The organism is Rossellomorea sp. FS2 (assembly GCF_047915635.1).
GTDB classification, from domain to species: Bacteria; Bacillota; Bacilli; order Bacillales; family Bacillaceae_B; genus Rossellomorea; species Rossellomorea marisflavi_A.
The window spans coordinates 770,939-794,865 of sequence record NZ_JBLRVS010000004.1; the positions used below are offsets into that span (position 1 = coordinate 770,939).

21 protein-coding genes are annotated in these 23,927 nt (G+C 50.8%); 9 read left to right on the top strand and 12 right to left on the bottom strand.

The genetic code is table 11. The annotated features are described in order from the left end of the window. Positions 1 to 2: 2 nt before the first annotated feature. The 10 genes from ACNA6I_RS15070 to ACNA6I_RS15115 form a co-directional block, all read right to left on the bottom strand. The gene (locus ACNA6I_RS15070; RefSeq protein WP_063191797.1) at positions 3 to 770 is read right to left on the bottom strand and encodes a SagB family peptide dehydrogenase; all 768 of its coding nucleotides are present in this window, start codon (positions 768 to 770) and stop codon (positions 3 to 5) included. Continuing rightward, complete coding sequence (locus ACNA6I_RS15075) at positions 767 to 1,666, bottom strand: thiopeptide-type bacteriocin biosynthesis protein (protein ID WP_416313720.1); 900 nt, start codon at positions 1,664 to 1,666, stop codon at positions 767 to 769. The genes ACNA6I_RS15070 and ACNA6I_RS15075 overlap by 4 nt, the downstream gene beginning before the upstream one ends. Next, positions 1,618 to 2,832 (bottom strand): hypothetical protein, encoded by a 1,215-nt coding sequence (locus ACNA6I_RS15080; RefSeq protein ID WP_252265742.1) that lies wholly within the window; start codon positions 2,830 to 2,832, stop codon positions 1,618 to 1,620. Before ACNA6I_RS15080 ends, ACNA6I_RS15075 begins: the two co-directional genes overlap by 49 nt. Further along, positions 2,808 to 4,433: a YcaO-like family protein gene (locus tag ACNA6I_RS15085; RefSeq protein ID WP_416313721.1), complete on the bottom strand. Its 1,626-nt coding sequence runs from the start codon at positions 4,431 to 4,433 to the stop codon at positions 2,808 to 2,810. The genes ACNA6I_RS15080 and ACNA6I_RS15085 overlap by 25 nt, the downstream gene beginning before the upstream one ends. Beyond that, on the bottom strand, positions 4,430 to 5,923 hold the full coding sequence (locus ACNA6I_RS15090) for a hypothetical protein (protein ID WP_416313722.1): 1,494 nt from the start codon (positions 5,921 to 5,923) through the stop codon (positions 4,430 to 4,432). The genes ACNA6I_RS15085 and ACNA6I_RS15090 overlap by 4 nt, the downstream gene beginning before the upstream one ends. Beyond that, positions 5,913 to 7,004: a hypothetical protein gene (locus tag ACNA6I_RS15095; RefSeq protein ID WP_148797088.1), complete on the bottom strand. Its 1,092-nt coding sequence runs from the start codon at positions 7,002 to 7,004 to the stop codon at positions 5,913 to 5,915. Before ACNA6I_RS15095 ends, ACNA6I_RS15090 begins: the two co-directional genes overlap by 11 nt. Then, complete coding sequence (locus tag ACNA6I_RS15100; RefSeq protein ID WP_416313723.1) at positions 6,988 to 9,432, bottom strand: lantibiotic dehydratase; 2,445 nt, start codon at positions 9,430 to 9,432, stop codon at positions 6,988 to 6,990. The genes ACNA6I_RS15095 and ACNA6I_RS15100 overlap by 17 nt, the downstream gene beginning before the upstream one ends. A gap of 197 nt (positions 9,433 to 9,629) precedes the next feature. Continuing rightward, positions 9,630 to 9,821 carry a thiazolylpeptide-type bacteriocin gene (locus ACNA6I_RS15105; RefSeq protein WP_082139380.1) on the bottom strand — a complete coding sequence of 64 codons (192 nt, stop codon included), beginning with the start codon at positions 9,819 to 9,821 and terminating at the stop codon, positions 9,630 to 9,632. Positions 9,822 to 9,845: 24 nt separating this feature from the next. After that, on the bottom strand, positions 9,846 to 10,037 hold the full coding sequence (locus ACNA6I_RS15110; RefSeq protein WP_079514795.1) for a thiazolylpeptide-type bacteriocin: 192 nt from the start codon (positions 10,035 to 10,037) through the stop codon (positions 9,846 to 9,848). A gap of 23 nt (positions 10,038 to 10,060) precedes the next feature. After that, on the bottom strand, positions 10,061 to 10,255 hold the full coding sequence (locus ACNA6I_RS15115; RefSeq protein WP_079514794.1) for a thiazolylpeptide-type bacteriocin: 195 nt from the start codon (positions 10,253 to 10,255) through the stop codon (positions 10,061 to 10,063). A gap of 609 nt (positions 10,256 to 10,864) precedes the next feature. Between ACNA6I_RS15115 and ACNA6I_RS15120 the strand changes: the two genes are divergently transcribed. After that, positions 10,865 to 12,049 carry an MFS transporter gene (locus tag ACNA6I_RS15120; protein WP_416313724.1) on the top strand — a complete coding sequence of 395 codons (1,185 nt, stop codon included), beginning with the start codon at positions 10,865 to 10,867 and terminating at the stop codon, positions 12,047 to 12,049. 212 nt (positions 12,050 to 12,261) lie between these two features. Further along, the gene (locus ACNA6I_RS15125) at positions 12,262 to 14,169 is read left to right on the top strand and encodes a heavy metal translocating P-type ATPase (protein WP_416313725.1); all 1,908 of its coding nucleotides are present in this window, start codon (positions 12,262 to 12,264) and stop codon (positions 14,167 to 14,169) included. A gap of 65 nt (positions 14,170 to 14,234) precedes the next feature. On the opposite strand, the gene ACNA6I_RS15130 is transcribed toward ACNA6I_RS15125, so the two are convergent. Then, complete coding sequence (locus tag ACNA6I_RS15130) at positions 14,235 to 15,215, bottom strand: hypothetical protein (protein ID WP_416313726.1); 981 nt, start codon at positions 15,213 to 15,215, stop codon at positions 14,235 to 14,237. Positions 15,216 to 15,594: 379 nt separating this feature from the next. On the opposite strand from ACNA6I_RS15130, the gene ACNA6I_RS15135 reads away from it, so the two are divergent. The 4 genes from ACNA6I_RS15135 to ACNA6I_RS15150 are packed head-to-tail and all read left to right on the top strand — an operon-like array spanning position 15,595 to position 19,481. Next, on the top strand, positions 15,595 to 16,632 hold the full coding sequence (locus tag ACNA6I_RS15135) for a sulfate ABC transporter substrate-binding protein (RefSeq protein WP_048012259.1): 1,038 nt from the start codon (positions 15,595 to 15,597) through the stop codon (positions 16,630 to 16,632). Positions 16,633 to 16,655: 23 nt separating this feature from the next. Beyond that, positions 16,656 to 17,495 (top strand): sulfate ABC transporter permease subunit CysT, encoded by an 840-nt coding sequence (cysT, locus tag ACNA6I_RS15140; protein ID WP_148797100.1) that lies wholly within the window; start codon positions 16,656 to 16,658, stop codon positions 17,493 to 17,495. A gap of 54 nt (positions 17,496 to 17,549) precedes the next feature. Next, the gene (cysW, locus tag ACNA6I_RS15145) at positions 17,550 to 18,392 is read left to right on the top strand and encodes a sulfate ABC transporter permease subunit CysW (RefSeq protein WP_370296134.1); all 843 of its coding nucleotides are present in this window, start codon (positions 17,550 to 17,552) and stop codon (positions 18,390 to 18,392) included. Positions 18,393 to 18,407: 15 nt separating this feature from the next. Beyond that, positions 18,408 to 19,481, top strand: coding sequence for a sulfate/molybdate ABC transporter ATP-binding protein (locus ACNA6I_RS15150; RefSeq protein WP_048006859.1), 1,074 nt, complete (start codon positions 18,408 to 18,410; stop codon positions 19,479 to 19,481). Between the two features lie 116 nt (positions 19,482 to 19,597). Here the strand turns inward: ACNA6I_RS15150 and ACNA6I_RS15155 are convergent, their stop codons facing one another. Further along, positions 19,598 to 20,398 (bottom strand): class I SAM-dependent methyltransferase, encoded by an 801-nt coding sequence (locus ACNA6I_RS15155; protein ID WP_252265732.1) that lies wholly within the window; start codon positions 20,396 to 20,398, stop codon positions 19,598 to 19,600. Positions 20,399 to 20,624: 226 nt separating this feature from the next. Here ACNA6I_RS15155 and ACNA6I_RS15160 point away from each other — a divergent pair, with 226 nt between their 5' ends. From ACNA6I_RS15160 to ACNA6I_RS15170, 3 genes are all read left to right on the top strand, one after another. Further along, positions 20,625 to 22,259, top strand: a complete 1,635-nt coding sequence (locus tag ACNA6I_RS15160) for a PTS transporter subunit IIBC (protein WP_048006857.1) — start codon at positions 20,625 to 20,627, stop codon at positions 22,257 to 22,259. A 2-nt stretch (positions 22,260 to 22,261) separates the two neighbouring features. Beyond that, a complete protein-coding gene (locus ACNA6I_RS15165) occupies positions 22,262 to 23,041 on the top strand; it encodes an endonuclease/exonuclease/phosphatase family protein (RefSeq protein WP_048006856.1) in 780 nt (259 codons plus the stop codon). A gap of 550 nt (positions 23,042 to 23,591) precedes the next feature. Next, positions 23,592 to 23,834 (top strand): hypothetical protein, encoded by a 243-nt coding sequence (locus ACNA6I_RS15170; protein ID WP_416313727.1) that lies wholly within the window; start codon positions 23,592 to 23,594, stop codon positions 23,832 to 23,834. Positions 23,835 to 23,927: the final 93 nt, after the last annotated feature.

Here is a 23,927-nt window from a genome sequence, read left to right on the forward strand (position 1 = left end):
CGTCATCCTCCTAGTAGCGTATACAGCACCATCTTGTCGTCCGTGAGCTGCAGCATATTTTTGATTTCCCCTTCATGGAACCCTCCCAGCGGCACGGACGAGAGACCGAGGCTGGTACAGGTGAGAAGGAAATTTTGTGCCATGTGGCCGGCTTCGAGAAGCATGATCCTGTATGAAAGATCCATGTACTTTACCGATAGATCACGATCATTGCCCACCAGTACGACGACGCACTGGGCTTCCTTCAATGAGAAGAATCCGACGTCCGTGGAAGCGCTCAGCAGGGGAAGCTTCGCCAGATCGAGATCCTCCATTTCCACGAGCGTCCCTTCATTCACATTGAGCTTGTACACTTTTTCCTCGAGAAGCCCTGATGCCACGGAACGGATGGTCGGAAGCAGGTAGATTTCCAGGGAATAGAACTGGCCGCCGGAAGGGTAGGTACGCTTTTTTTCCAAAGGCTCGCTGATACCGAAGCTGAATAGCAGGAGCTCCTTCAGTTCTTCTTCTGTTACATCCCTTTCGCCGAAATTCCATGATGTCCTCCTGTTTTTCATCACATCGGCAAAGGTTTTTCCTCCTGCCTGATCAAATCGTCCCGGGTCCATATGCCATTTGACACGCTTTCCCTTCGAATCAAGGTCCCGGACCTCGTATTCCCGCCTTGGCGCCTTCCTCATCTGCATGAGCGGAGCATGACTTGACGACCGATGGTAATTCCGGTATCGCTGTGTTGTATCCCCTGCACTGAATGTAAAATCCCACTTCACTTCGCAACCGCTCCTTCTTTCTCACTTCCCGCGATCATCGCCACGGTGCTCTCCAGATTCGGCGGCAGGCCGATCCGATTGTTATACATGTGGACGTGTGAGAAGATCAAATACGGGAGAAGATTCCGCTTTCCCTTTCCGTTGATCCCCTCCACGATCTGGCTGATCCTATCCAGCTCCAGAGAACCACTCTGCCCGCCCATGGCCCGCTGCTTCCAGTACAGGGTGCGGAACCGCTCCCTCTGTACTGGATCGATGCTTCCTTGATCGAATCGGGACCAGAAGGCATTGTACCGACGGATGAGCTCATGTCCCTCTTCCTCTGTCAAAGCCCTGAGCATGTCGATGAAAAAGTCGCATGCCAGGAGCAGCCGCTTAGGTATCGCAGGACCCGCAATGCCTTCCAAATGCTTGAGGGCCAGCAGGCTGCTTTGATGAAAGATGGCCTCCGATTCTGCCATCACGTCTTCCCCACCATACCGCTCAAGCTCGGGTTCGTAGGGGATTTCCTTTATTGCCCCGTCTTCCATCCAATAGAGCTCCGCATCATCCGGCGCCGTGCCATCAAAGAGTTGACGGCTGTAGAAGGCTTCCCTTTCCAGTGTGAAAGGGGGCTGGTAGTCCCGGAAAAATGCACGGCACCGCTGCTTCATCTCGCTGATCATTTCGTTTGCATGCTCCGATTGGAAACGGAAACGGATATGGGGACCACCTTGCCAGTAACGGATGAAAAAGAAGGAAGAGACGTGCGTATCATCCACGATTCCACGCACCACCTGCTGAAGGAATCGATCATGCTCACTCATGTCATGGATGAAGATATGATAAGAATGCCAGTTCACTAGATTCACCTCCATGATTGCCGGGTAGCGGAAGTTCCGGATCCGAATAGGCATCCATATAGCTTCGACTCCCCTGTTTGCTTCAAGTATGCGTCATTGATATTTTTGAACGGGCGGGTGAAGCGCCCTTCTCCGGAAAAGGCAGCAGACATCTCCTGCACGCACATACCGGCGAGGACATGGGCGTGGATGAATGAAGCCAACTCACCGTTTCGGACGGATAAGATGATGGCAAGGGGCAGACCATCCAGGTTCATCGACCGTTTCCCTTCATAGAAAAGATCATTCAGACTCTCGAACCCTCCCATCCTCTTCGGTCCGCCAGATTCCATTCGATAGACCCCTTTCTCCATACCATCAACCGACTGCACAAAGAATGTCATCGACAGCGCCTCATAGCGTCCGGCTATCTCGAGCAGCCTGGCAAACGTCATCCCTTCCATGACAGAGGGGCGGGCAAACAGACCCAGCCTTCCGTTGAAGGATGTCCGGGCGCCCCTTCCCCTCCCTTCCATGGTTCCGGGAAGTGCCGGGATGGAAGGGGTGACCGACGCCGCTCGGGACATCCATCGCTCCATTCCAAGAAAATGAAGCTCTTGAACGAAGTCATCTTGGATGCCGACCCCGTCTTCACCGATATCGTCCCATCCGGCTTCGATGGAAACCGGCAGCTCCCCTTCATAGAATTCGATGAGGTCTCCTTTCCGGAACGGGGCGAGGGGATGCATTTCATTATGGTTCCTGAAGGTAAATCGCCCCCTTTTTACTGCTGGATAAAGGTCGGCAAGTATGTGACCGCACTCCATCAGCGACAGTGGGAATCCAAACTCACCATATACCCCGCACACCCTGAACAGGTCGATGCAAAGGGAGAACCGATTCTCGCTTCCGCCACGCCCAACGAAGGCGAAACGGTCCCGGCCTGCGTCGTAGACGTATCGGTTTCCGCCAGCAGAGAAAACCGGTACGAATGGATGGATGCCCCTTGGAGAAGGAACGGATTTACTGAAAGGATATGGACTGAGGGGATCATAAGAAGTATAGGCAAACGTCCTCCTGATCCACTCCGCCGCTTCTGCCGGTACGTTCACCCCGTCCCGATATTCCAGGACAGTGGTTGTCGGCATCCTTCTCATTGAATAGGCATACCGGTTGCGTTCGTATCGCTCCTCCGTAAAATAAGGAAAGGGATCGACTACGGGAAGGGGTGCGGTTCGCATCCTACCTCCACCTCTCCTTCACTCCACGCTTCCAATCGTTCCATATTCAGCCTCTCGTTCTGCTTCCCGAATGTCATGGGCTGCAGGGACGGGATGAACACCTTCACCACCGAAAGCCCCATCTCATCGATGAGTTCATTCCCCATGTCGGTGAAATACACCCGGGGATGGTGCTCCATTACCTTCTCGACGATTCCTTTAAATGAGAACGGGAAACGCGGAGCCATCTCCTCCACACGGATCCGCTCAAGATCGGCCATCCGATCGAAGAGATAGTCGAATGCACCGCTGTTCTCCCTGAAGGCATAGTAGTTCACGTGATCCTCCATGTGGGTGACGTTTTCCGGGCTGCCGATCAGGTGGGAGAGGCCCGGCTTTTCAGCTCGGAGCTTCTCTTCATACACGATGACCGAGGTACCCGCTTCCACAAGGGCCGCGAAAATCGCTGCTTCGGGATCGAAGTGTGAGCCTGCGGCATTGTAGAGATGAAGCTGCCCATCTGGATCAGTGTTCCGGAGCAGGACCCATACGGCTGGGACCTCTGTCTCGAGGGTGATGTCGAATAAGTATGTCTCGTATCCGAGCTGATCAAGCGTACGGAGGATCCCTTTCACATGGGGACTCGCCAGGCTTTCCTGATTAATGATCCGTGGAAGGCGCTTCGTATACCAGTGGACGAGGAAGCAATCCCGCTCCACCGCCTCGAGGATCGCATACACCAACGCCTCTTCCACACTCCCACCAAGGGCAGTCCCATTGGACGTCTCGTATAGGAAGCGGGTTTCACCCCTCAGGAGCTGATTATCGAAGTACATCATCTGCTCCGGGATCAAGAATGCCTCTCCGGTCCCGACCTCCTGGCAGCTCGTCCAGTGGAGCTTGCGGTCGGGATCAAGGGGCTTGCGCAGGATGTAACGCCCGGGCGGCACCACCTTTTTCTTCTGTGCCACCAACTCTTCATAGGAGGCAATGATGGGTGCCTTGAATCTCGGAACCATGCTTGAATACCGTTCAAGGAGCTCAAGGATGGCTGCATTCCTTGATTCCGCGATCCCCGTCGTGCGCCCATATGAATAGAAAGTCCGATCATGGATGACCGCTTCGATGGCGTACATGGGGATGATATTCGATTCTGCATCGCGGAAGAGTGCCTTGCCGACTCCCGTATCAGCATCTATCAGTTCATCTTCATACCGTTTTAGAAGCTGTGAGATCTCTTTTCCTGATTTCACCCTGAAATGGGGTTCGTCTATCAGATGAAACTCCGTTTTCCGCTCTTCCTCCCATTCCACCCCGCACTCGGGACAGAACGGATTCTTGCGGAATTTCTTCCAAGTCACCGACCACGACCGCTTATCGATGACGAGGACGCGATTGATGAATGAATGGAGATCCACTCCATCGAGGTCGATCTCACAATCCCTTTCACCAGGTCCTCTCAGCTCATGGTCAAGGATCGAAGCAAGGTTACTTCCATTTGAAGTAAGATATGAGGTGAAGCAGGTAAAGCAGGCGTGTCCGCGCTCCTTTTTCCACGGCCCTACGAAAAGATGGCTGCTTCGGTCCATGATGGGAAGCCCGGTTTCAGTCATGATCGTCATCCTGCGTCACCCCTTTCAAACTTTCCGACATAAAGCCCTGCATCTTCCACATCACCCTGGTAGATCCATGCCGACTCCGTGATCGGGATATCCGAAAGCTCTCGTGTCAGCTCTTCGTGGATATCGGATGGAGTCTTCTGTTCAAGGGGAAAAGGGATTGCCCTAAATGAACCTTCCAGCGTCCCTTCAATGACTTCAAGGCCATTGAGCAGATGACCGGTCACCCATGCAAGCGCCCGACTCAGTTCCCTGCCAAGCTCGATTTCCGCCGTACCTTTGTAGAGCACCCGGCGGTCTTGGTCGACCAGGTATAAGACGAAGACATCTTCTCGGAACAGTGTCTCAAGGATGACCGCGATCTTATTGATCGAGTCCGTTTGTGCCAAAATCAAACCGATGCGCTCTTCATATCGTGCCGGCAACGGAGCAAGTTCGACGAATTCCCCTGTCTTACCGAGGAAAGGGATCATCCCCCTGATATAAAATCGCTCCTTTGAGTAGTCTGCTACCCACCCACTGTTATCGATGCTGCCCAGATACCCTTCGATTCCCCTTGTCAGGGCGTGGATGGCCGCATCTTTATACTCATAGTCGATGCTTCGATGCGTAAAGTCCTGGAAACGGATTTCATACGGGGCCACATGGAGGTGAACGGGAAATTCCGGGTCTCCCTCATTGATGGACACATCCAGGGAATGAAAGCTCGTCCACCGCCCTTCAAGCTTTTGGATGAAGGAAAGGTCGGGATCCACGTCCAGGAACGTCCTCTCATACAGCGGGAAGGTCGAGGTGACATCGGCTTTCCCCATGACGGCAGACTCACCGGTGTCATACAGGACGTGCACGAGCTTCTTGCGATGGGGATCCACGATATACTTGACCCACTCCGCCAGTGCCCTTACACCTGCAACCCGTCTTCCCAGTTCCAACGGACCCCCGCTCCGCTCTCTCTGTACGAGACCCTTAGCTAGGTGAAGATCGCGTTCATTCTCATGAATGAAGAAAGCATGATGACCATTGTCATGAAGAATGACAAAATCCCCGGGGTCTGCATGACCGTCTCCATCGATCCAGCGTATGGTCCGTTTTTCCCCTTCGCCTGTCTGCAGACCGTTCTCGTTGAGAAGCCTGGAAATGGATGGTGGCGCATCGATCACATCGACCGGGGTCGAGACGATCTTATCCCACACCGCCCTGTAGTCGTCATAGGCGTTCTCCACGTAACGAAGAAGGAAAGGCTCATTGTCGTGCAAGGGTTGATCAAGGAGCCCCTGGTTGAGACAGAACTTGAGCACCCTTTTATAGTCTGTGGACTTCCCGTCCAGATCTGCGGAGGAACCGCCGTTGAACTCCCCCAGGATTCCAAGGAACTCTTCATACAGCCCCTTTTCCATTCTCACCTTCTGAAGCGTGTCATTCTTCTGGATATGAAGCACATCTGAACTCTCATCAAATGACGGGAAGAAATTCGTTCTCGTTTTAAGGAACAAAGGACTCTCCCCTTTCTTTGAGGATCTCGTCCCATGTGGTCCCGTTCTCCTCAAGGATGAACCGGCTCACGATATAGCAGGCCACGTTCTTCTCATTGAAGGAGACGCCGATCATATGGATGAACTTATAGACCACGTTTATTAAATACTTGAAGCGGGCATGCTCTTCGTGGTCGAGGAGTCCCTCGATATTCCTCGCCATGAGTTCATCATGGAATCCACTCCCGATCTCCCGGATGTTTTGATAAAGGAGCTCCCGCTGCTCACGGTGGGAATAATATCCTTCCTCTTCGCCTGCCAGACCTTCAAGATTGGCCGTGATCAAGGAGTCGATGCTTCCGATCGTCTCGCTCCAATCCGTGCCGAATGCTTCTTCGTAGTCCCTTCCTGCAAAAAGCTCCCGGGGGTTCAATACGTCGTACACCCGCTCGTAGGTGTTTATGTATGCCTGCTTTTTCTTCATGGATTCAGCAATGGCGAGGACCCCCTCGATATTGGATACATATACGAGAACCGCGTATTTCTCCTCAAAGCGCGAGTAAGGGAGCACATCCCTGAAGAAGCGGGCGGTATGGCTGATCTTCGCCGTCTGATCCATCCCTCTCCACTGTGACAGGTGGCGATTGATGAAGGCCTGCATCTTGAATAGGGCTTCGGTATGGACCTTCAAGTGAAGGAATGAGTGGAACCTCTTCTTCACATAGGACTCCGGGATGGTGCCGGCCTCTACCTCAAGATGATTGAGATGGCTCACGTCGCGATGCTCGCGTCTCTCCATCCCTGCAACCACTGCCGTGTTCTTTTGATAGGCTGCCAGATTGCGAAGGATCTCCCCTTCGTCGATTTCTCCATGTTCCCTATTGCAGTGGGAACGGAAACGGGACTTTACGTCTCCCAGGTTCACATCCCCCTCCAGCACGACCCTATAGTTCGGACCCCCGAACCAGTCACGCTCGGCATGGAAGGGGACACCGAGTTCCATGAAGTAAGGGATCACCCAGTCGACATACACCTTCGCCTTCTGCTCCTCACTCCCGAAGAAGAACAAGCGGATTTCCGTCAAATCAGTCAGGCTTTTCATCCATGCTCACCTCCACCTGGTATTCTATGTTATGATTTTCGCCCCCGCCTGCCGGATAAAGCTCCTCCACAACCAATCTTGATTCTTCCTTCAGAAGCTTAACCCATTCTTTGAAAAACAAGGGGGAAAATAGATTCATATATTGAGGTTTCATATCCGATCGATTCGATTTATCAAAGTCGTAGGTCTCTGCGTCCACGATGCGGCTCACGAAGAATTCAAGGGGCAACCCGAGCTCCTTGAAGCGGGTGACCGTCTTCCGGTAATGATCGTACACCTCTTCCTCCTGCAGGAAGTGTGACGTATCGAGGAGCCATTTCTCCCTCATGATCACCAGATGTCCAAGATGGAGCCTTGGGATGTGATCGATCACAGGCCGGGTTTCCTCATGGATTTCCCAAAGTTTCACCAGACCGGGATCGAACCTCGGCGTCAGCCCCGTCGAAAGCATCCGAATGCTCGGGGGCATCATATAGTCGACAAGACTTCCGATATAGTCAATCTCAAGCGGGCCATCCTCTCCGACAATCTCTATGAGCCCACTCTCTTCGTTATAAAGATAGTGAAGATCATTACTCCAGTGGGCCGTTTCATCGGCTGGCTTCGTCTTGCTTCCCGGAATGAGGAGACGTTGGTTCAGGAACGTCTCATGCCGATTCGCATTGAATCCGAATCCCTCGCGTATCTCAAGGACATCCGGGCACATCTGTGCGACATATTCCTTGAAACGGGAATCCCCATAGATCGACGGGCTGTATTGGAAGTAGCGGGTGAACAGTTTCATATGACCCGCATACAGCTTGTTCAGAATATAGCCGTCCTCTGTTTTCTGGAAGAGTGCTGTAGAAGAGAGATGTTCTTTGCTAAATCCGGTCCGCTCAATGAATGAATCGTACAGAGCAAGAATTTCATCTCCGATGAGTTGGCCGTCCCCATGCTTTGCTTTTTGGAAAAGTGCCCGGATCTCCCCCTTGATCTCCTCCATCACCTGTCCGCCAGGTGATTTCAAATCGGGGACACCAGCCAAAATATCGGTCCAGTTCGTGAATTTCATCACTTCTTCCATATACAAGTCGCGCACTTCTTTCTTCCTGACGGCCATGGCCTTTCCTTTGTAGCGTTCGTGGAACCTATGGGCGAACTCATACTTGAACTGAAGCGGGATACTCGTCAGAATGGCAAGCTTCTGAACGATGCCGATCTCACGGATGAAGGATTCATCCAGTTCAAGATCGGTGCTAGCGGGTGCCAGATAGTCCTCATAGAATAGATTTTCTTTTGTGAACGTATAACCGAAGGCTTCCTCGATCCTTGCAAGACGACCCATGATCTTGGAATAGATCCCGAAGCGTTCCTTCCACCCTGATCGCCGATATTCATCCACCAGGCCGTCGATCGCTTCCATCGTCTCGACGACAAGATTGATCTTATGGTGCTCAGGCAGGGAGCCGAGCTTCTTGTAAAAATCCCCGCGTACATCCTTTGCGTACTCATCAAGTTCAAAATCGGCATACAGGATCCCTTTCTTCAGAAGGCCATCAACAAAGAAGCGTTCCGCCTTCTCCTCTGAAGTGAAAGGCTTAAGGAGGGAGAGGACTTCTTCATAAGCAATGGGACGATTGAAGTTGGAGAGGGCAGAGAAGATCGGATTGTCCTTCGCGATAAAATGGTTTTCGATGTTGTTAAAGATTTTCCCCCGGTTCAAGTCGATCCGGGAAGTGAAATCCACGATTCCATCTTCATGCCTACCGGAGTAGAGGTACGAAAGATAAGGGATGAAGGCGGGATCGTTGGCAATGAGCTGAAGGATTTTTTGCCATATGTAATAATTCAATTCAATCTGATAATGGGGTGCAGGAGCTTCTGGTTGGGGTGTGAATGATTTCAGGTCGATACTCGTGAATGAGCTGAACGGACTGGTTTTGAAGGTGGAACGGGAGGCGATCCGAAGCAGTGTGCTATCGATTTTCTTCACCTTTGATTTATGCGTGTCCGGCGGGGTGGACAGGAACTTATCGAGCTTGTGATGCATCTGATGATTCACCAAGGGCAGCGGATTCGTCACGACCGGCTTTTCTTTGAAGAGGGTCCACAGATGTTTACGGTGACTGGCCTCGGTTAATTGGAAAAGCGCTTCACCGGCAGCACGATCTTCTTCGATGAAGTCGCGTACCAGACGGTATTCCTCCAAGGCGTCCGTCACGGCTTCTTCCTCCTTGAGGCCTTTCCGATTGAAGACCTTCCGCTTCACATTCAGGAGGGAGGGATCTTTCGTTTCGTGAAAGTCGACTTCAAGTGCCGCCACCACTTCATCCTTCATGCGCTGGAACGACTCCAGGTGCAAATGGGATTCAGTGACAAAATCAACGAGCTCAGTGTAACGGAGTGGTGCGAAATCGCTGTAGGATAGGGTGTTTTCTCTGATCAAGTACCACGGGAAGAGCATTTTGTATACCACACTCCATATGTATTTTCTGTAAATTCAAACTACTTAAATCGTAACAAACGATCGGGTGCCCTTCTATCGTTTCGGAATAAATTCCAACATTCAGGAGGTAAGTCCCGGTTTCAAACGACTTGATTTGGGGTAAAGGGAGACCGGAAAGCCGGTCCCCCTTCATTGCATCAACCGCCGCAGCTTACGCAAGCGCCACAGCTGACACATGAACATGATCCGCAGCATGACGTACTTCCTGATGAACTGGACCCACTAGTAGCCCCTGTTTCTGATAACATCATCGATTCTGATACTTCCATCACTTCGATGGACTCTATTTCTTCTAATAAGGATTCGATTTTAAGAGTAGTAGTCATCATTAGTCCCCGATTCTTCAGAATTCGTTATCCGCAGCTTGTACAACCGCCACAGCTCACGCAAGAACATGATCCGCAGCATGATGTACTTCCTGATGAACTGGATCCACTAGTCGCACCAGTTTCTGATAGCATCATGGATTCTGACACTTCCATGACCTCGATGGATTCGATCTCTTGAAGCAAGTCTGCTACTTCGTTATTTGCCGCCTTTATCATTTCATTTCCTCCCCCGATCGATTTTAGCCTCCACAGCTGGTGCAGGCACCACAGCTAACACACGAACATGATCCGCAGCATGACGTACTTCCCGATGAGCTCGACCCACTCGTCGCCCCGGTTTCCGACAGCATCATGGACTCTGATACTTCCATCACTTCAATCGATTCGATTTCCTGAAGCAAGGACTCCACACTGTTCAATGTCCCATTACTCATGACCTTTTCCCTCCCTTCCCTTGGAATCATGAAAATATTACCACACTGTTAATAAAGGATTCTAGTTGAATTTTATTAACTTTTCTGAATTGTTTAACAATAACTATACCTGCATAGCACCCATTTTTCTTCCCTTCACTTCTCAGCCAAAATGAGAAAGATATATTAAAAATACCGCTATCTAGTCCGAATGAATCAACACGTCCAAATGACTAGAAATAGATCTACAACTCCTTTATGGTGTGATGGAACAACCTTTGAACATAAGAACATTTTTGCAGTGATCCGTACCCCCTCCTAATACTAGTTCCCCTGACCCACTTATATATAATGAAAAATATTCTTTCAGGAATAATATTAATTTCATCATTAAATTCTATCCCCCACTATTTACAAGGTTCGATTACCTCATGATCTATTATTTAACTTTTCTACTATAATGATATTTTTTTATATAAGTCACCACTTTTTTTCTTGCCTTCTTCCCTTTTCAATCCTTTTTTCGATCATATGTCCTAAACCCTGACAAACGGTTCATCCTCATATTGCCAAAATGAGGGGAACCCGTTACCATCTAAGAGTAACCAACATAGACTGGAGTCCGTGCATATGAATAAACAATTATCGTTTCGTTTCTGGGTCCTTGTGGCCATCGTGTCGATCTCGGGATTCTCACAGGGGATGCTCCTCCCCCTGATCGCCATCATATTTGAACAGGACGGCGTGTCTTCTTCCTTGAATGGATTGAATGCCACTGCGTTGTATATCGGGATCCTTATTGCTTCCCCTCTCATGGAGAATCCCCTTCAGAAGATCGGGTATCGTCCCATGATCATCATCGGCGGCATCACCGTGGCCGCCGCCATGCTTCTTTTCCCTCTATGGAAGACCTTCTGGTTCTGGTTCTTCCTCCGACTCTGCATCGGGGTGGGGGATCATATGCTTCACTTTGCCACCCAAACCTGGATCACGTCGTTTTCACCGAAGGAACACAGGGGTCGCAATATCTCCATCTACGGGCTGTCCTTCGGGATCGGCTTCACCGTCGGGCCACTCATGACCCAGCTTCTCGCCGTTCATGAGGCGCTTCCGTTCATCATCTCTTCCGTCATGACGCTCATCGTCTGGGGCTTCGTCTTCAAGCTGAAGAATGAGTTCCCCGAAACAGAGAATATGGGGGACGCCACCTTTGTCGGATCATTCCGCCGGTTCGGGAAAGTGCTGCGTTACGCATGGGTCGCCCTTTTGCCTCCCCTCGGATACGGATTCCTTGAAGCATCGCTGAACGGAAACTTCCCCATTTTCGCCCTTAGGAACGGGATATCCGTCGATGCCGTGGCGGTCCTCCTTCCTGCTTTCGCGGCGGGAAGCATCTTATCACAGCTTCCATTGGGGATACTGAGTGACAGGATCGGCAGGCAAAGTGTCCTGATCATCGTGATGATCATCGGGACCGGCTGTTTCACTGCTGCGGGATTCGTCTCCCATTCCACCATCGGCCTCTTTACGTGCTTCGCCCTTGCCGGGATGGCCGTCGGATCGACCTTCTCCCTGGGGATCAGCTATATGACCGACCTCCTGCCGAAAGAGCTCCTGCCTGCGGGCAATATCATGTGCGGGATCTTCTTCAGCTTCGGGAGCATGATCGGTCCGTTCATCGGTGGAGTGACGATCGAGAAGCTTGAGGGACCAAGTTTCTTCTATATGATTGCCACCATGCTGCTTGTCATTTTCATCAGTCTGGTGACCTTTTCCCTTCAGACAAGGCGCAGGGAAATAGCGGAAAAATACTAGCACATAATCCTTTCCTTCTCCATATAGATGTGATAGTATAAATTATAATAATTATAAATTACTGATTTGAAAGCTTGGATCTCAATAGATTTGCTGTCATCCTACCCGGTGGCAGCTTTCGTCGTTTTATAAGGGTACTGATGTTGATTATTATTCTCATTGAGAACCATTCTTTATCAATTAGTTCCATCACACTAGAGGAGGAATCCACTATGAGTTCACAGTCCAAAGCGCTAAGCCTGGGGAGTACCGGCAGCAAGCTCCCATTCCTTGAAAAGATCAAACCCCATGCCGAACTGATTGCCGCCCTTGTCAGCGGGGTCTTCATTCTCCTCGGCTGGCTCTTCTCGAAGGATGAGTCCTCCCTGAGCATCATCTTCTATCTTCTCGCATTCATCATCGGCGGTTTTGCCAAGGCGAAGGAAGGAATCGAGGAGACCATCGAAAACAAAGAATTGAACGTGGAGATGCTCATGATCTTCGCTGCCGTCGGCTCAGCCATCATCGGTTACTGGACAGAAGGCGCAATCCTGATCTTCATCTTCGCGGTGAGCGGAGCCCTGGAAACGTACACGATGAACAAGAGCCAGAAGGAGATCTCAGCCCTCATGGAGCTACAACCTGAAGAAGCATGGCTCATCACGGAGACCGGTGAGAAGAAGGTGCAGGTCAGCTCCCTTGATATCGGGGATCTGATCCTCATCAAACCGGGCGAGCGCGTGCCGACGGACGGGATGGTCGTAAAAGGCAGCACTTCCATTGACGAGGCCGCCATTTCGGGAGAGGCGGTCCCTGTCACCAAGTCATCGGATGATGAAGTGTATGCCGGAACCGTGAACATCAACGGAGCCATCACGGTCAAAATGACAAAACCGAGCAGCGAGACCCTGTTCCAGAAAATCATCGATCTCGTCCAATCGGCCCAGTCGGAAAAGTCGCCTTCCCAATTGTTCATCGAACGGTTTGAAGGGACCTACGTCAAGGTTGTCCTTGCCGTCGTGGTCCTTATGATGTTCCTTCCCCACTTCGCATTGGGGTGGAGCTGGAATGAGACCTTCTACCGTGCAATGGTGCTCCTCGTCGTCGCTTCACCGTGCGCCCTGGTGGCGTCGATTATGCCGGCGAGCCTCTCTGCCATCTCCAACGGGGCACGCCACGGAATCCTGTTCAAAGGCGGGGCACATCTGGAGAACCTGAGCAATCTGAAAGCCATCGCATTCGACAAGACCGGGACGTTGACAAGAGGAAAACCGGTCGTCACAGACTTCCTGACTTCTGAAGATGAAGCAGAGACCCTTCAAGTGGTCGCTTCCATCGAGAATCAGTCGAATCACCCCCTCGCACAGGCCATCGTCAAGCACGCCCGCAGCGAAGGGATCCAACTTGCCCAACCCGATTCTCTTGAAGACATCTCGGGGTGGGGAGTCAAGGCCGTCATGGACGGCTCCGAATGGAAGATCGGAAAGGCCGATTTCATGGGCACCGCTGCATCCAATTTCATGGATGGCAGGTATGAAACATTGGCGTCTGAAGGGAAGACGACGGTATTCGTTGAACGTGACGGTGTGATCATCGCCCTCATCGCGTTGAAGGATGTTGTACGAAAGGAAACCGTTGACGCCCTGAAGCTCCTTGCCGATGAAGGCGTTGAAACGATCATGCTCACCGGGGATAACGAGAAGACCGCACGTGCCATTGCACAGGAATCAGGCGTCTCCTCCTTCATTGCCGAATGCCTTCCCGAGACCAAGGTGGATGAACTCAAGCTTCTGAAACAGGACTTCGGGACCGTCGCCATGGTCGGTGACGGGATCAACGATGCGCCTGCCCTTGCCACTGCCAACGTCGGAATCGCCATGGGTGAAGGAACAGACGTCGCCTTGGAGACAGCCGATGTCGTCCTGATGAAAAACGATCTGACCCGGATTGCAGAAGCTATCAAGCTGTCAAAGCGTATGAAGCGTATCGTCCAGCAGAACGTCGTCTTCTCGATTTCTGTCATCATGCTCCTCATCGCGTCCAATTTCCTTCAAGTCCTCGATCTTCCATATGGGGTCATCGGCCATGAAGGCAGTACGATCCTGGTGATCTTGAACGGGTTGCGATTGCTTCGTTCATAATCACATCCAAAAAGACCTCAGCCGGAGAATGTACTCACCGGCTGAGGTCTTTCTATGTTGCTTATTTACTGTTCTTTGAACGGAAATGTTTTGCCCTGACGCTTCGTCTCGTTCACCAACTGGAGTTCTGTCGCATCGAAGTCAAGGGCTGCAAGCTGCATGGCATTCTCAAAAACGATACGGTCAGATGCAGATACTCCCTCTTCGTCCATCGTATAGTGGACAATCGCAACACCGTCTTCAAGAGAAACCTCCTTTACTTCCAACCCTTCTGCTATCGCTGATGCGTAAAACGCGTCCTCTTGATCAACGGTCTGCATCATCTCGATGGTTTCCTGGAAGGACAATGGCTCTCCGCCAGCCCCTTCATTCAACTCACCTGTTGGAATGAACCATGTTTGCTTCCCTTTTTTATCATAGATGGTGTAGTACCCTTGTGAGTTCCCCCTTTCGTCTTCCACCACGATCGGGGCATCCACCATCCGTTCGGCTACCGTGATCTTCTCTTCACCTTCCGGATTGACAAACGTGATCTCCTCAATGCCATAAAGATGACTGATCCCGATCAGCGAATCATAAAACATCTTATGCTGCGCAGAGGTGGCAGAAAGAAGGTTTCCATCCTCTTGGAAATCCACCTTAAGGTTTGCCCCATCGACCGTCAGCTTGGTGTAAGATTCAAGGATCTTTTGTTCCGATGGATCATTCTCCATAAGAGAAGCTGTCAGACGCTCTTCCCTGCTCTGATCCCTTTTGTCATCCCGTTTGATTGTGAATATCGTCAAGAATTCTCGGCCTGTATCATAGTTGTCGGTTTCAATGAAGTAATCGGGGGGCACGTTCACTGTTTCGTAGGGGGCACCCTCGCCTTTTGCTTCTTCTTCATCGTTCTCCGTATCCATCTGTTCAGTCACTTTATCTTCTTCCTTGGCCCTCTCATCCACCTGCTTGACATCTGTGTCCGCTTCATCCTTTTCAGTGCTTTGACAACCTGTCAGAAGGAATGCCATGAAAACCACTCCTGCGATTCTCACCATTTTATTCACCTGAAAAGCCTCCTTTTTTTACCTATATCCCCTCTTCTTATCTTTATTAACATCAAAATTGTATTACTCAATAAAATCTCTCATCCTCTATATTTCTCCCAAAAACCAATTGACTTTATCGGAATAGTAAGATATCTTATATCTAATCAGAATACTGCCGATTGGACAACCAAAGGCCCTAGTCGAAACACATGACTGGGGCTTTCTTGTTTTTCATCTTCTGTAATGAAAAAATCATGGAACTAATTCCGATTAAGTGAATATGATTAGTTTAAATTAGAATATCCCAGTGCTGATCAGACAAACTGAAGGCCGCCGCTTATTACACATAGCGCGGTCTTTTTTTGATAAAAAAAACAATAAACGAGGGGGAACTCACATGGTTAAAAATGCATTGATTGGAATCATCGTAGCTCTTGTATTTTATGCTTCAGGCTGCAGTCAGGGCGAGACCACCAGTAAAAAAGGGAACGATTCAAAAGAAGCTGTGGAATTACTGAACGTATCCTATGATCCGACAAGGGAGCTTTATCAGGAATTCAATAAGGAATTCGCCAAGCACTGGGAAGAAGAGACAGGACAGAAGGTCACCATCCAGCAGTCCCATGGAGGTTCAGGAAAACAGGCACGATCTGTCATTGATGGATTGGAAGCGGATGTCGTCACCCTCGCCCTCGCCTATGACATTGATGAAATTGCGGCGAAACGCGGCATCATTTCAGAAGACTGGCAGTCGAAGCTTGAAGACAATTCCACCCCTTATACGTCCACCATCGTTTTCCTGGTACGGAAAGGGAATCCAAAGAACATCCAGGACTGGGATGATCTGATCCGTGACGACGTATCCGTCATCACACCGAACCCGAAGACATCGGGAGGAGCGAGATGGAATTACCTCGCAGCATGGTCCTATGCAGACAAGACATTCAACGGTGATGAGAAGAAAATCAAGGGATATATGAGGGATCTATTTAAAAACGTCGAGGTCCTGGATTCAGGCGCACGTGACGCGACGAACTCCTTCGTTCAACGGGGACTGGGTGACGTGCTGATTGCCTGGGAGAATGAAGCATACCTCTCCATCAACGAGCTTGGGAAGGATGAGTTCGAAATCGTGAATCCAACACTCAGCATCCTTGCCGAACCACCTGTAGCCGTCGTGGATAAGATTGCCGAGAAGAAAGGCACAGCCAAAGTCGCTAAGGCCTATCTTGAGTATCTCTATACAGAGACCGGTCAGAAAATTGCCGCTGAAAATTACTACAGACCGCGTGATCCTGAAGTGTTGAAGGAGTATGCCGACAAATTTGCCGATATCGAGCTGGTGACTGTGGATGATGCATTCGGTGGCTGGCAAAAAGCACAGGAAACCCACTTCAATGATGGGGGAACATTCGACGAAATCTACGCTGAATAGCACGAAAGGTAACAGGTGATCACATGATTAGAGGAAAAATCCGCTCAACCAAACACCATAATGTATTACCTGGATTCGGTCTGACAATGGGGTACACGACGCTTTACCTGAGCATCCTTGTACTCCTTCCCCTTTCCATGATCTTTTTCTACACCGCCAGGATGGGGTGGACCGAGTTCGCCGATACCGTGTTGGATCCAAGGGTGGTGGCTTCCTATAAGCTGAGCTTCGGAGCCTCCTTGGCCGCCGCCCTCATCAACGTGGCGTTCGGCGTCCTTCTTGCATGGGTCCTTGTCCGCTACCGCTTTCCCGGCAAGAAAATCATCGATGGACTCGTCGATCTGCCATTTGCCCTCCCTACAGCCGTAGCTGGAATCGCCCTGACGACGGTCTACGCTCCAAACGGATGGATCGGCAGCCTCCTTGGATTCAAGGTCGCATTCACTCCGATCGGTGTCGTGATTGCATTGATCTTCATCGGGCTTCCATTCGTGGTAAGGATGGTCCAGCCCGTCCTTCAAAATCTAGAAAAGGAAGTGGAGGAAGCCTCCTCTTCCCTGGGGGCAAGCCGCCTCCAGACGTTCAGGAAGGTCATCTTCCCTGAGCTTCTCCCTGCGGCCCTGGCAGGCTTCACCCTTGCCTTCGCCAGATCCCTTGGGGAATATGGTTCTGTCGTATTCATCGCAGGCAATATGCCATTTAAGACGGAGATCACGCCCCTGATCATCCTGACGAAGCTCGAACAGTTTGATTATTCCGGGGCCACTGCCATCGCCACGGTGATGCTGGTGACGTCTTTTCTTTTACTGCTGGTCATCAACTTGATTCAATGGTGGACCAATCGCAAATTCATTCACGGTTAGAAAGGAGGGACCGCTTTGTCGGGTCACCTGCCAATAGAACGCTCAAACACTCCAATTATTCAGGCAAAAGGAACGACCGATCCCAAATGGGTGAAATGGCTGCTCATCACGATTGCCCTCCTGTTCCTGGGTCTGTTCCTGATCCTGCCTCTCATTACGGTCTTCCTTCAGGCATTCGATAAAGGGTTGGACGTATACATGGCAGCCATCACGCAGCCAGAAGCCTTGTCAGCCATCAGGCTGACCCTGCTCGTAGCCGTCATCTCTGTCCCTGTGAATGCCCTATTCGGCATCGCAGCCGCCTGGGCGATCACAAAGTTTCAGTTCAGGGGCAAGAACATCCTCATTACGCTCATCGATCTGCCTTTTGCCATCTCCCCGATCATCGCGGGACTCATCTTCGTCCTGCTTTTCGGAGCACAGGGGGTATTCGGTGACTGGCTGTTTGAGCATGATATCAAGATCGTCTTTGCCGTCCCGGGTATCATCCTCGCCACATTGTTTGTCACCGTCCCCTTCGTTGCCCGGGAGCTGATTCCGCTGATGCAGGCACAGGGAACATCCGAAGAGGAGGCGTCCATCACACTCGGTGCAGGGGGTTGGAAAACCTTCCTCCACGTCACCCTGCCGAATATCAAATGGGCCCTGCTTTACGGGATGATCCTCGCAAACGCCAGGGCGATAGGAGAATTCGGTGCCGTATCCGTCGTATCGGGGCATATCAGGGGGCTCACGAACACCATGCCCCTCCATATCGAAATTCTGTACGGGGAATACCAATTTGCGGCCGCATTCGCCGTCGCGTCCCTGATGTCCATCATGGCCATTATCACACTTGTCATCAAAAGCTTCCTTGAGTGGAAGGGCAAAAAACAAACGGACGTCCATGTCCATTGATAGAGAGGGAATACTATGAGCATAGTCATCGATCACGTGTCAAAATCATTCGGGACGTTCCAGGCCCTTTCGGATATCAACCTCGATATCCAAACTGGAGAACTGGTGGCCCTCCTTGGTCCATCGGGCTCGGGGAAGACATCCCTCCTCCGGATCATCGCAGGACTCGAAGCCCCCGACCATGGCTCGATCCGATTCGACCATAAAGACATCACCTCCATCACGGCCAAAGAACGTGGAGTCGGATTTGTCTTCCAGCATTATGCCCTTTTCAGGCATATGACCGTCTTTGAAAACGTCGCCTACGGGTTGAAGGTAAAACCGAGGAAGGAACGTCCATCCCGCAAGATCATTAAAGAAAAAGTCCATGAACTCCTCGACCTTGTGAAACTGGGGTCACTGGCAGACCGCTACCCTTCCCAGCTGTCAGGCGGTCAAAGACAGCGCGTCGCCCTCGCAAGGGCACTTGCCGTCGAGCCGAAGGTCCTCTTACTCGATGAACCATTTGGGGCCCTCGATGCCAAAGTGCGGAAAGAACTGCGAAGATGGCTTCGGCGCCTTCACGATGAATTCCAGATATCCAGTATCTTCGTCACCCACGACCAAGAAGAGGCACTGGATGTAGCCGATAAAATCGTCGTCATGAACCAGGGACGCATCGAACAGATCGGTACTCCCATCGAGGTATACGAGAATCCCCAGACGCCCTTTGTCTACGACTTCCTTGGAAGCGTCAATATCTTCAAGGGTCGCCTTCATGAAGGGACCCTCGTCCACGGTGATCTCGTATTGAACACACCGGACCTCACCCATTCGGGAGGGAGTGAAGCGTCCGCTTACGTTCGCCCCCATGACCTCACCATCAGCAAAGAGATCCAGGGTGACGAAACCGTTCGGGCCACCGTCAACCACCTCCACATCGTTGGAGCCGTCGTCCGCATCGAGCTGATCCGGGCCGATACCGACGAATATGTGGAAGCGGAAATCACAAAAGAGCGATTCCGCGATCTCTCCCTCAAAGTCGGAGAATCGGTTTATATCAAGCCAAGACATCTGAAGGTATTTACACCGGAAGATTATGTTATCTAAAAACAAATGTCCATTACCTGATCCGTCTAGGTAATGGACATTTGTTTATGTACACAGGGAGCCGACATGTGCTGGAGGAAGTCCTGTCTCTTTCGCTCCCGCATCAGTCCCCTCCCTTACTTTTTATCCGCAATCAATGTGAATAATCCCGGCATCTTTTCCTCAAATCCTTCCGGGGTTCCTTCCGGAAAGGCCCATCTGATTCCTGCTTCTTCTTCCAAGTGCTGGATTGTAAGACCTGCCCTCACCAATGACGTGATAACTTCCCCCAGTGTCCACCTTCTGATTGTATTTTTTGGGAGGGACTTTTTTTGTTCTTCGGGTAGGTGGATTGAATAGGCCACATCAACTTCTTTCATGTCGCGGTCAAAGTAATCCCCCTCAACCGCCATCATCCCATCCTTTGCCCTCAATACTTTCGACACCATCGGATGATAATCCCGCAGGATGAATCGTCCTCCCTTCTTCAACCCCTCATGTATCAGCTCGAACAATGGGTCAAGATCAAGGAAATAATGCAACACGCCCAACTCCAAAAGAATGTAGTCCGCGTCCGAGATTGTTTGAGGTTCAGGAATGTTTAGGACATCAGAAATGATATAGGTTACCTCGACTCCGGCTGCCGCCGCCAACTCCGATGCATATCGTGCATTATCCTTTGAAAGATCGACTACCGTCACATCCGCTCCAAGGAGAGCAAATGAAACTGCCTTGTTTCCTTTTGAACCAAGTAGATTCACAATCTTTCTTCCTTTAATTCCGTTCATATAGTTCAGGTAATATTCAACGGATTTCCGAGGGTTATGTTTAATCTTCTCAGCATATTCTGCCGGAACACCATGCCGGTTGACCCACGCATCATAAGCATGCCGATTCCACCCTGTCTCGTTAATCTGGCTCATGTCTTTCTGGTTCACCAACATCCCTCCCATTTTTTCTATGTTACTATTTCTAATGATAATACACGTCTTTTAAACTTTCTATTGCTTTCCTCAAAAAGATATCTTACAATAATGCTATATTAATGCAAACGGTTGCATTAACCGTTTACACTTTTGTATCTTTTTATAGCGAAAGCCATGCTTAACAGAATAGAAAGATCGTGCTTTAAAATGAAAACGCACACATAGGGAGGAAGTACAAATGAAGAATTTATTGTCTTTTGATTTCTGGCAGAAGTTCGGTAAGGCCCTTCTCGTCGTAGTGGCCGTCATGCCGGCTGCCGGAATCATGATCTCCATCGGGAAGCTGATTGGCATGACGGGCGGAGACTTGGTTTTAGTGCAAACGATTGCAAGAGTACTTGAGGACATCGGATGGGGAATCATTACCAACCTGCATATCCTCTTCGCCGTCGCCATAGGGGGATCGTGGGCGAAAGAGCGTGCCGGCGGTGCTTTCGCTGCCCTTATCGCCTTCGTATTGATCAACCGGATCACCGGTGCCATCTTCGGCGTCAATGCCGATATGCTTGCGGATCCTGAAGCGACAATTTCGTCCCTGTTCGGTCAGACGCTCGTCGTTTCCGACTATTTCACTTCGGTCCTCGGGGCACCTGCCCTCAATATGGGCGTATTCGTCGGAATCATTTCCGGTTTCCTTGGAGCCAACCTCTTCAACCGATTCTATAATTATGACAAACTTCCGGATGCCCTTTCTTTCTTCAACGGAAAGCGTTTCGTACCGTTCGTCGTGATTGCGGGTTCCATTGTAACCGCTATCGTCATGTCCATCGTCTGGCCGTTCATCCAGGGTCTCCTGAATGACTTCGGTCAATGGATCGCCACATCACGGGATACGGCACCGATCGTTGCTCCATTCATCTTCGGGGCACTCGAGCGTCTGCTGCTTCCTTTCGGTCTTCACCATATGCTCACCGTGCCGATGAACTACACAGAGCTTGGCGGGACATACACCATCCTTACAGGCTCAGGCCAAGGATCTACGGTCGCAGGTCAAGACCCGCTGTGGCTCGCTTGGATCGCCGATTTGAACAACTTCCTATCCGCCGGAGACACAGCAAGCTACAAACAGCTTCTTGGCGACGTAACACCGGCCCGTTTCAAAGTCGGTCAGATGATTCTGTCCACTGCATCCCTCATCGGTATCGCCTATGCCATGTACCGCAATGTGGATAAAGATAAGAAGAAAAAGTACAAATCCATGTTCCTATCTGCAGGACTTGCTGTATTCCTGACAGGTGTCACAGAGCCAATCGAATTCATGTTCATGTTCGCTGCTCCGCTTCTTTATGTGGTATACGCTATCATGACAGGACTTGCCTTTGCCATCGTGGATTTGATCCACATCCGTGTCCACTCCTTCGGATTCATCGAGCTCCTCACCAGGACGCCGATGATCGTGAAAGCCGGACTCTGGCTCGACCTTGTGAATTTCTTCATCGCCTGTCTCGTATTCTTCGGACTGAACTTCGGCGTGGCGAACTTCCTGATCAAACGCTTCAACTTCCCTACACCAGGACGAAACGGCAACTATATCGAGGATGATGCCACTCAGGCTCAAGGTACAGTCAAAAAAGATTCCGTCGCTCCGAAAGTAGTCGCACTACTCGGAGGCGAAAGCAACATCGTCGACGTGGATGCGTGCATGACGCGCCTTCGTGTCACCGTAAAAGACCCTAGCCTGGTCGGTTCAGAACAGGAATGGAAAGCAAACGGGGCCCTCGGCCTTATCACAAAGGACAAAGGCGTCCAGGCCATCTACGGACCGAAAGCCGATGTCATCAAATCCGATATCCAGGATATGCTGGGGGCGTAAGGATGAAGCTCCTCACCCTCAACTGCCACTCCTGGCTTGAAGACAATCAGTGGGATAAACTCGGAATCCTTGCCGATACCATCGCGGAAATAGAGTACGACGTCATCTCCCTGCAGGAGGTCAATCAGCTCATTTCCGAAGAGGAAGCGTTCATCAAAAAAGACAACTTTGCTCTGATCCTCCTCCAAGAGTTGAACAAACGCGGGGTCACCGGATACTCATTCATTTGGGACTATGCCCATGTCGGGTATGACCGCTTTGAAGAAGGCGCAGCGATTCTGACCCGGCATCCCATTCTGGAAGAGCACCGATTCCATGTTTCAAGTGATGAAGATCCTGCCAACTGGAAAACCCGTAAAATCATCGGGATCACCATCCCCGTTCACGATGAAAAGGTCACCTTCTACTCCTGCCATCTTGGATGGTGGCAGGATGAAGAGGAACCATTCATGAGCCAGGCTGACCGTCTCTTTGAAAAGGCAGCCGAACCCTTCTTCCTCATGGGTGACTTCAACAACGATGCCGACACACGTGGTGAAGGCTATGACTATCTTATGAAAAAAGGGCTGTGGGACACCTTCCATCTTGCCCAAAAGCGAGACGAAGGCACTACCATCCAAGGCGATATTGCCGGATGGGACGGGAATGATAGAGGCTTGAGGATCGACCTCATCCTCTCCAGCCGCAAGATCAACGTCCAATCTTCCGCTGTCATCTTCAATGGAACCAACCGCCCGATCATTTCCGACCACTACGGGGTTGAAGTGGAACTGGATTGGTGAATACTAGAGAATGTCCTGATGATGGGCATTCTCTTTTTATATTTTAATTGGGAGATTGGTAGGGGTAAGTCCGTTTCGTTCCACTGCGGCCGCCCGCTTTCCATGGGGCGTGCGGGAGCCGCTTCGGCAAGCCTGCAGGGTCTCACCCTGCCCGCTACTCCCATAGGAGTCGGGCGGCCTCCGTTGCACTTCACTCTTTGATGATTGATAGGTTTCCAATGAATCATACCGGATTATGTAGAACCTCATCTCATTCCTAAATAGATTGAACGGCTGAAAGGAGGTCTCATTATCTGTCCAAGTAGATTCTGTGTAGCAAAGGCGATTACCATATATTTTGCTTATATGTGCCTGCCTAATCAGAGGTACAGTTGCAAATGTTCCCCATCAACCATCCAACAGTGCAGTGCAGCGAAGGGTGGTCGACTCCTGCGGATAGTCGGGAAGATGAGACCCCGCAGGCACGAGGAGGCTCATCGACCGACCCGCGGAAAGCGACCACCCGCAGCGAAACGGAACGATCCATTTCATCTTACACATCCATCAAATAATGAAGGGAAGCAAATACTTCACCATCGATTTGCCCTACCCCCATCAACCATCCACCAGTGCAGCGGAGGGTGGTCGACTCCTGCGGAAAAGTCGGGAAGATGAGACCCCGCAGGCACGAGGAGGCTCATCGACCGACCCGCGGAAAGCGACCATCCGCAGCGGAACGGAACGATCCATTTCACTCGACACCTCCATCAAAAATATAGGAACGATCTCCTTCCCCTTCATTTTCAACCAATAATGCAACCAGAGTGAACAAAAATGGTCACAATGAAACTTCCACCCAGCCTCGCCCGTATATACAATAGACTCAACCAAAGAACCTAGAAAGGGG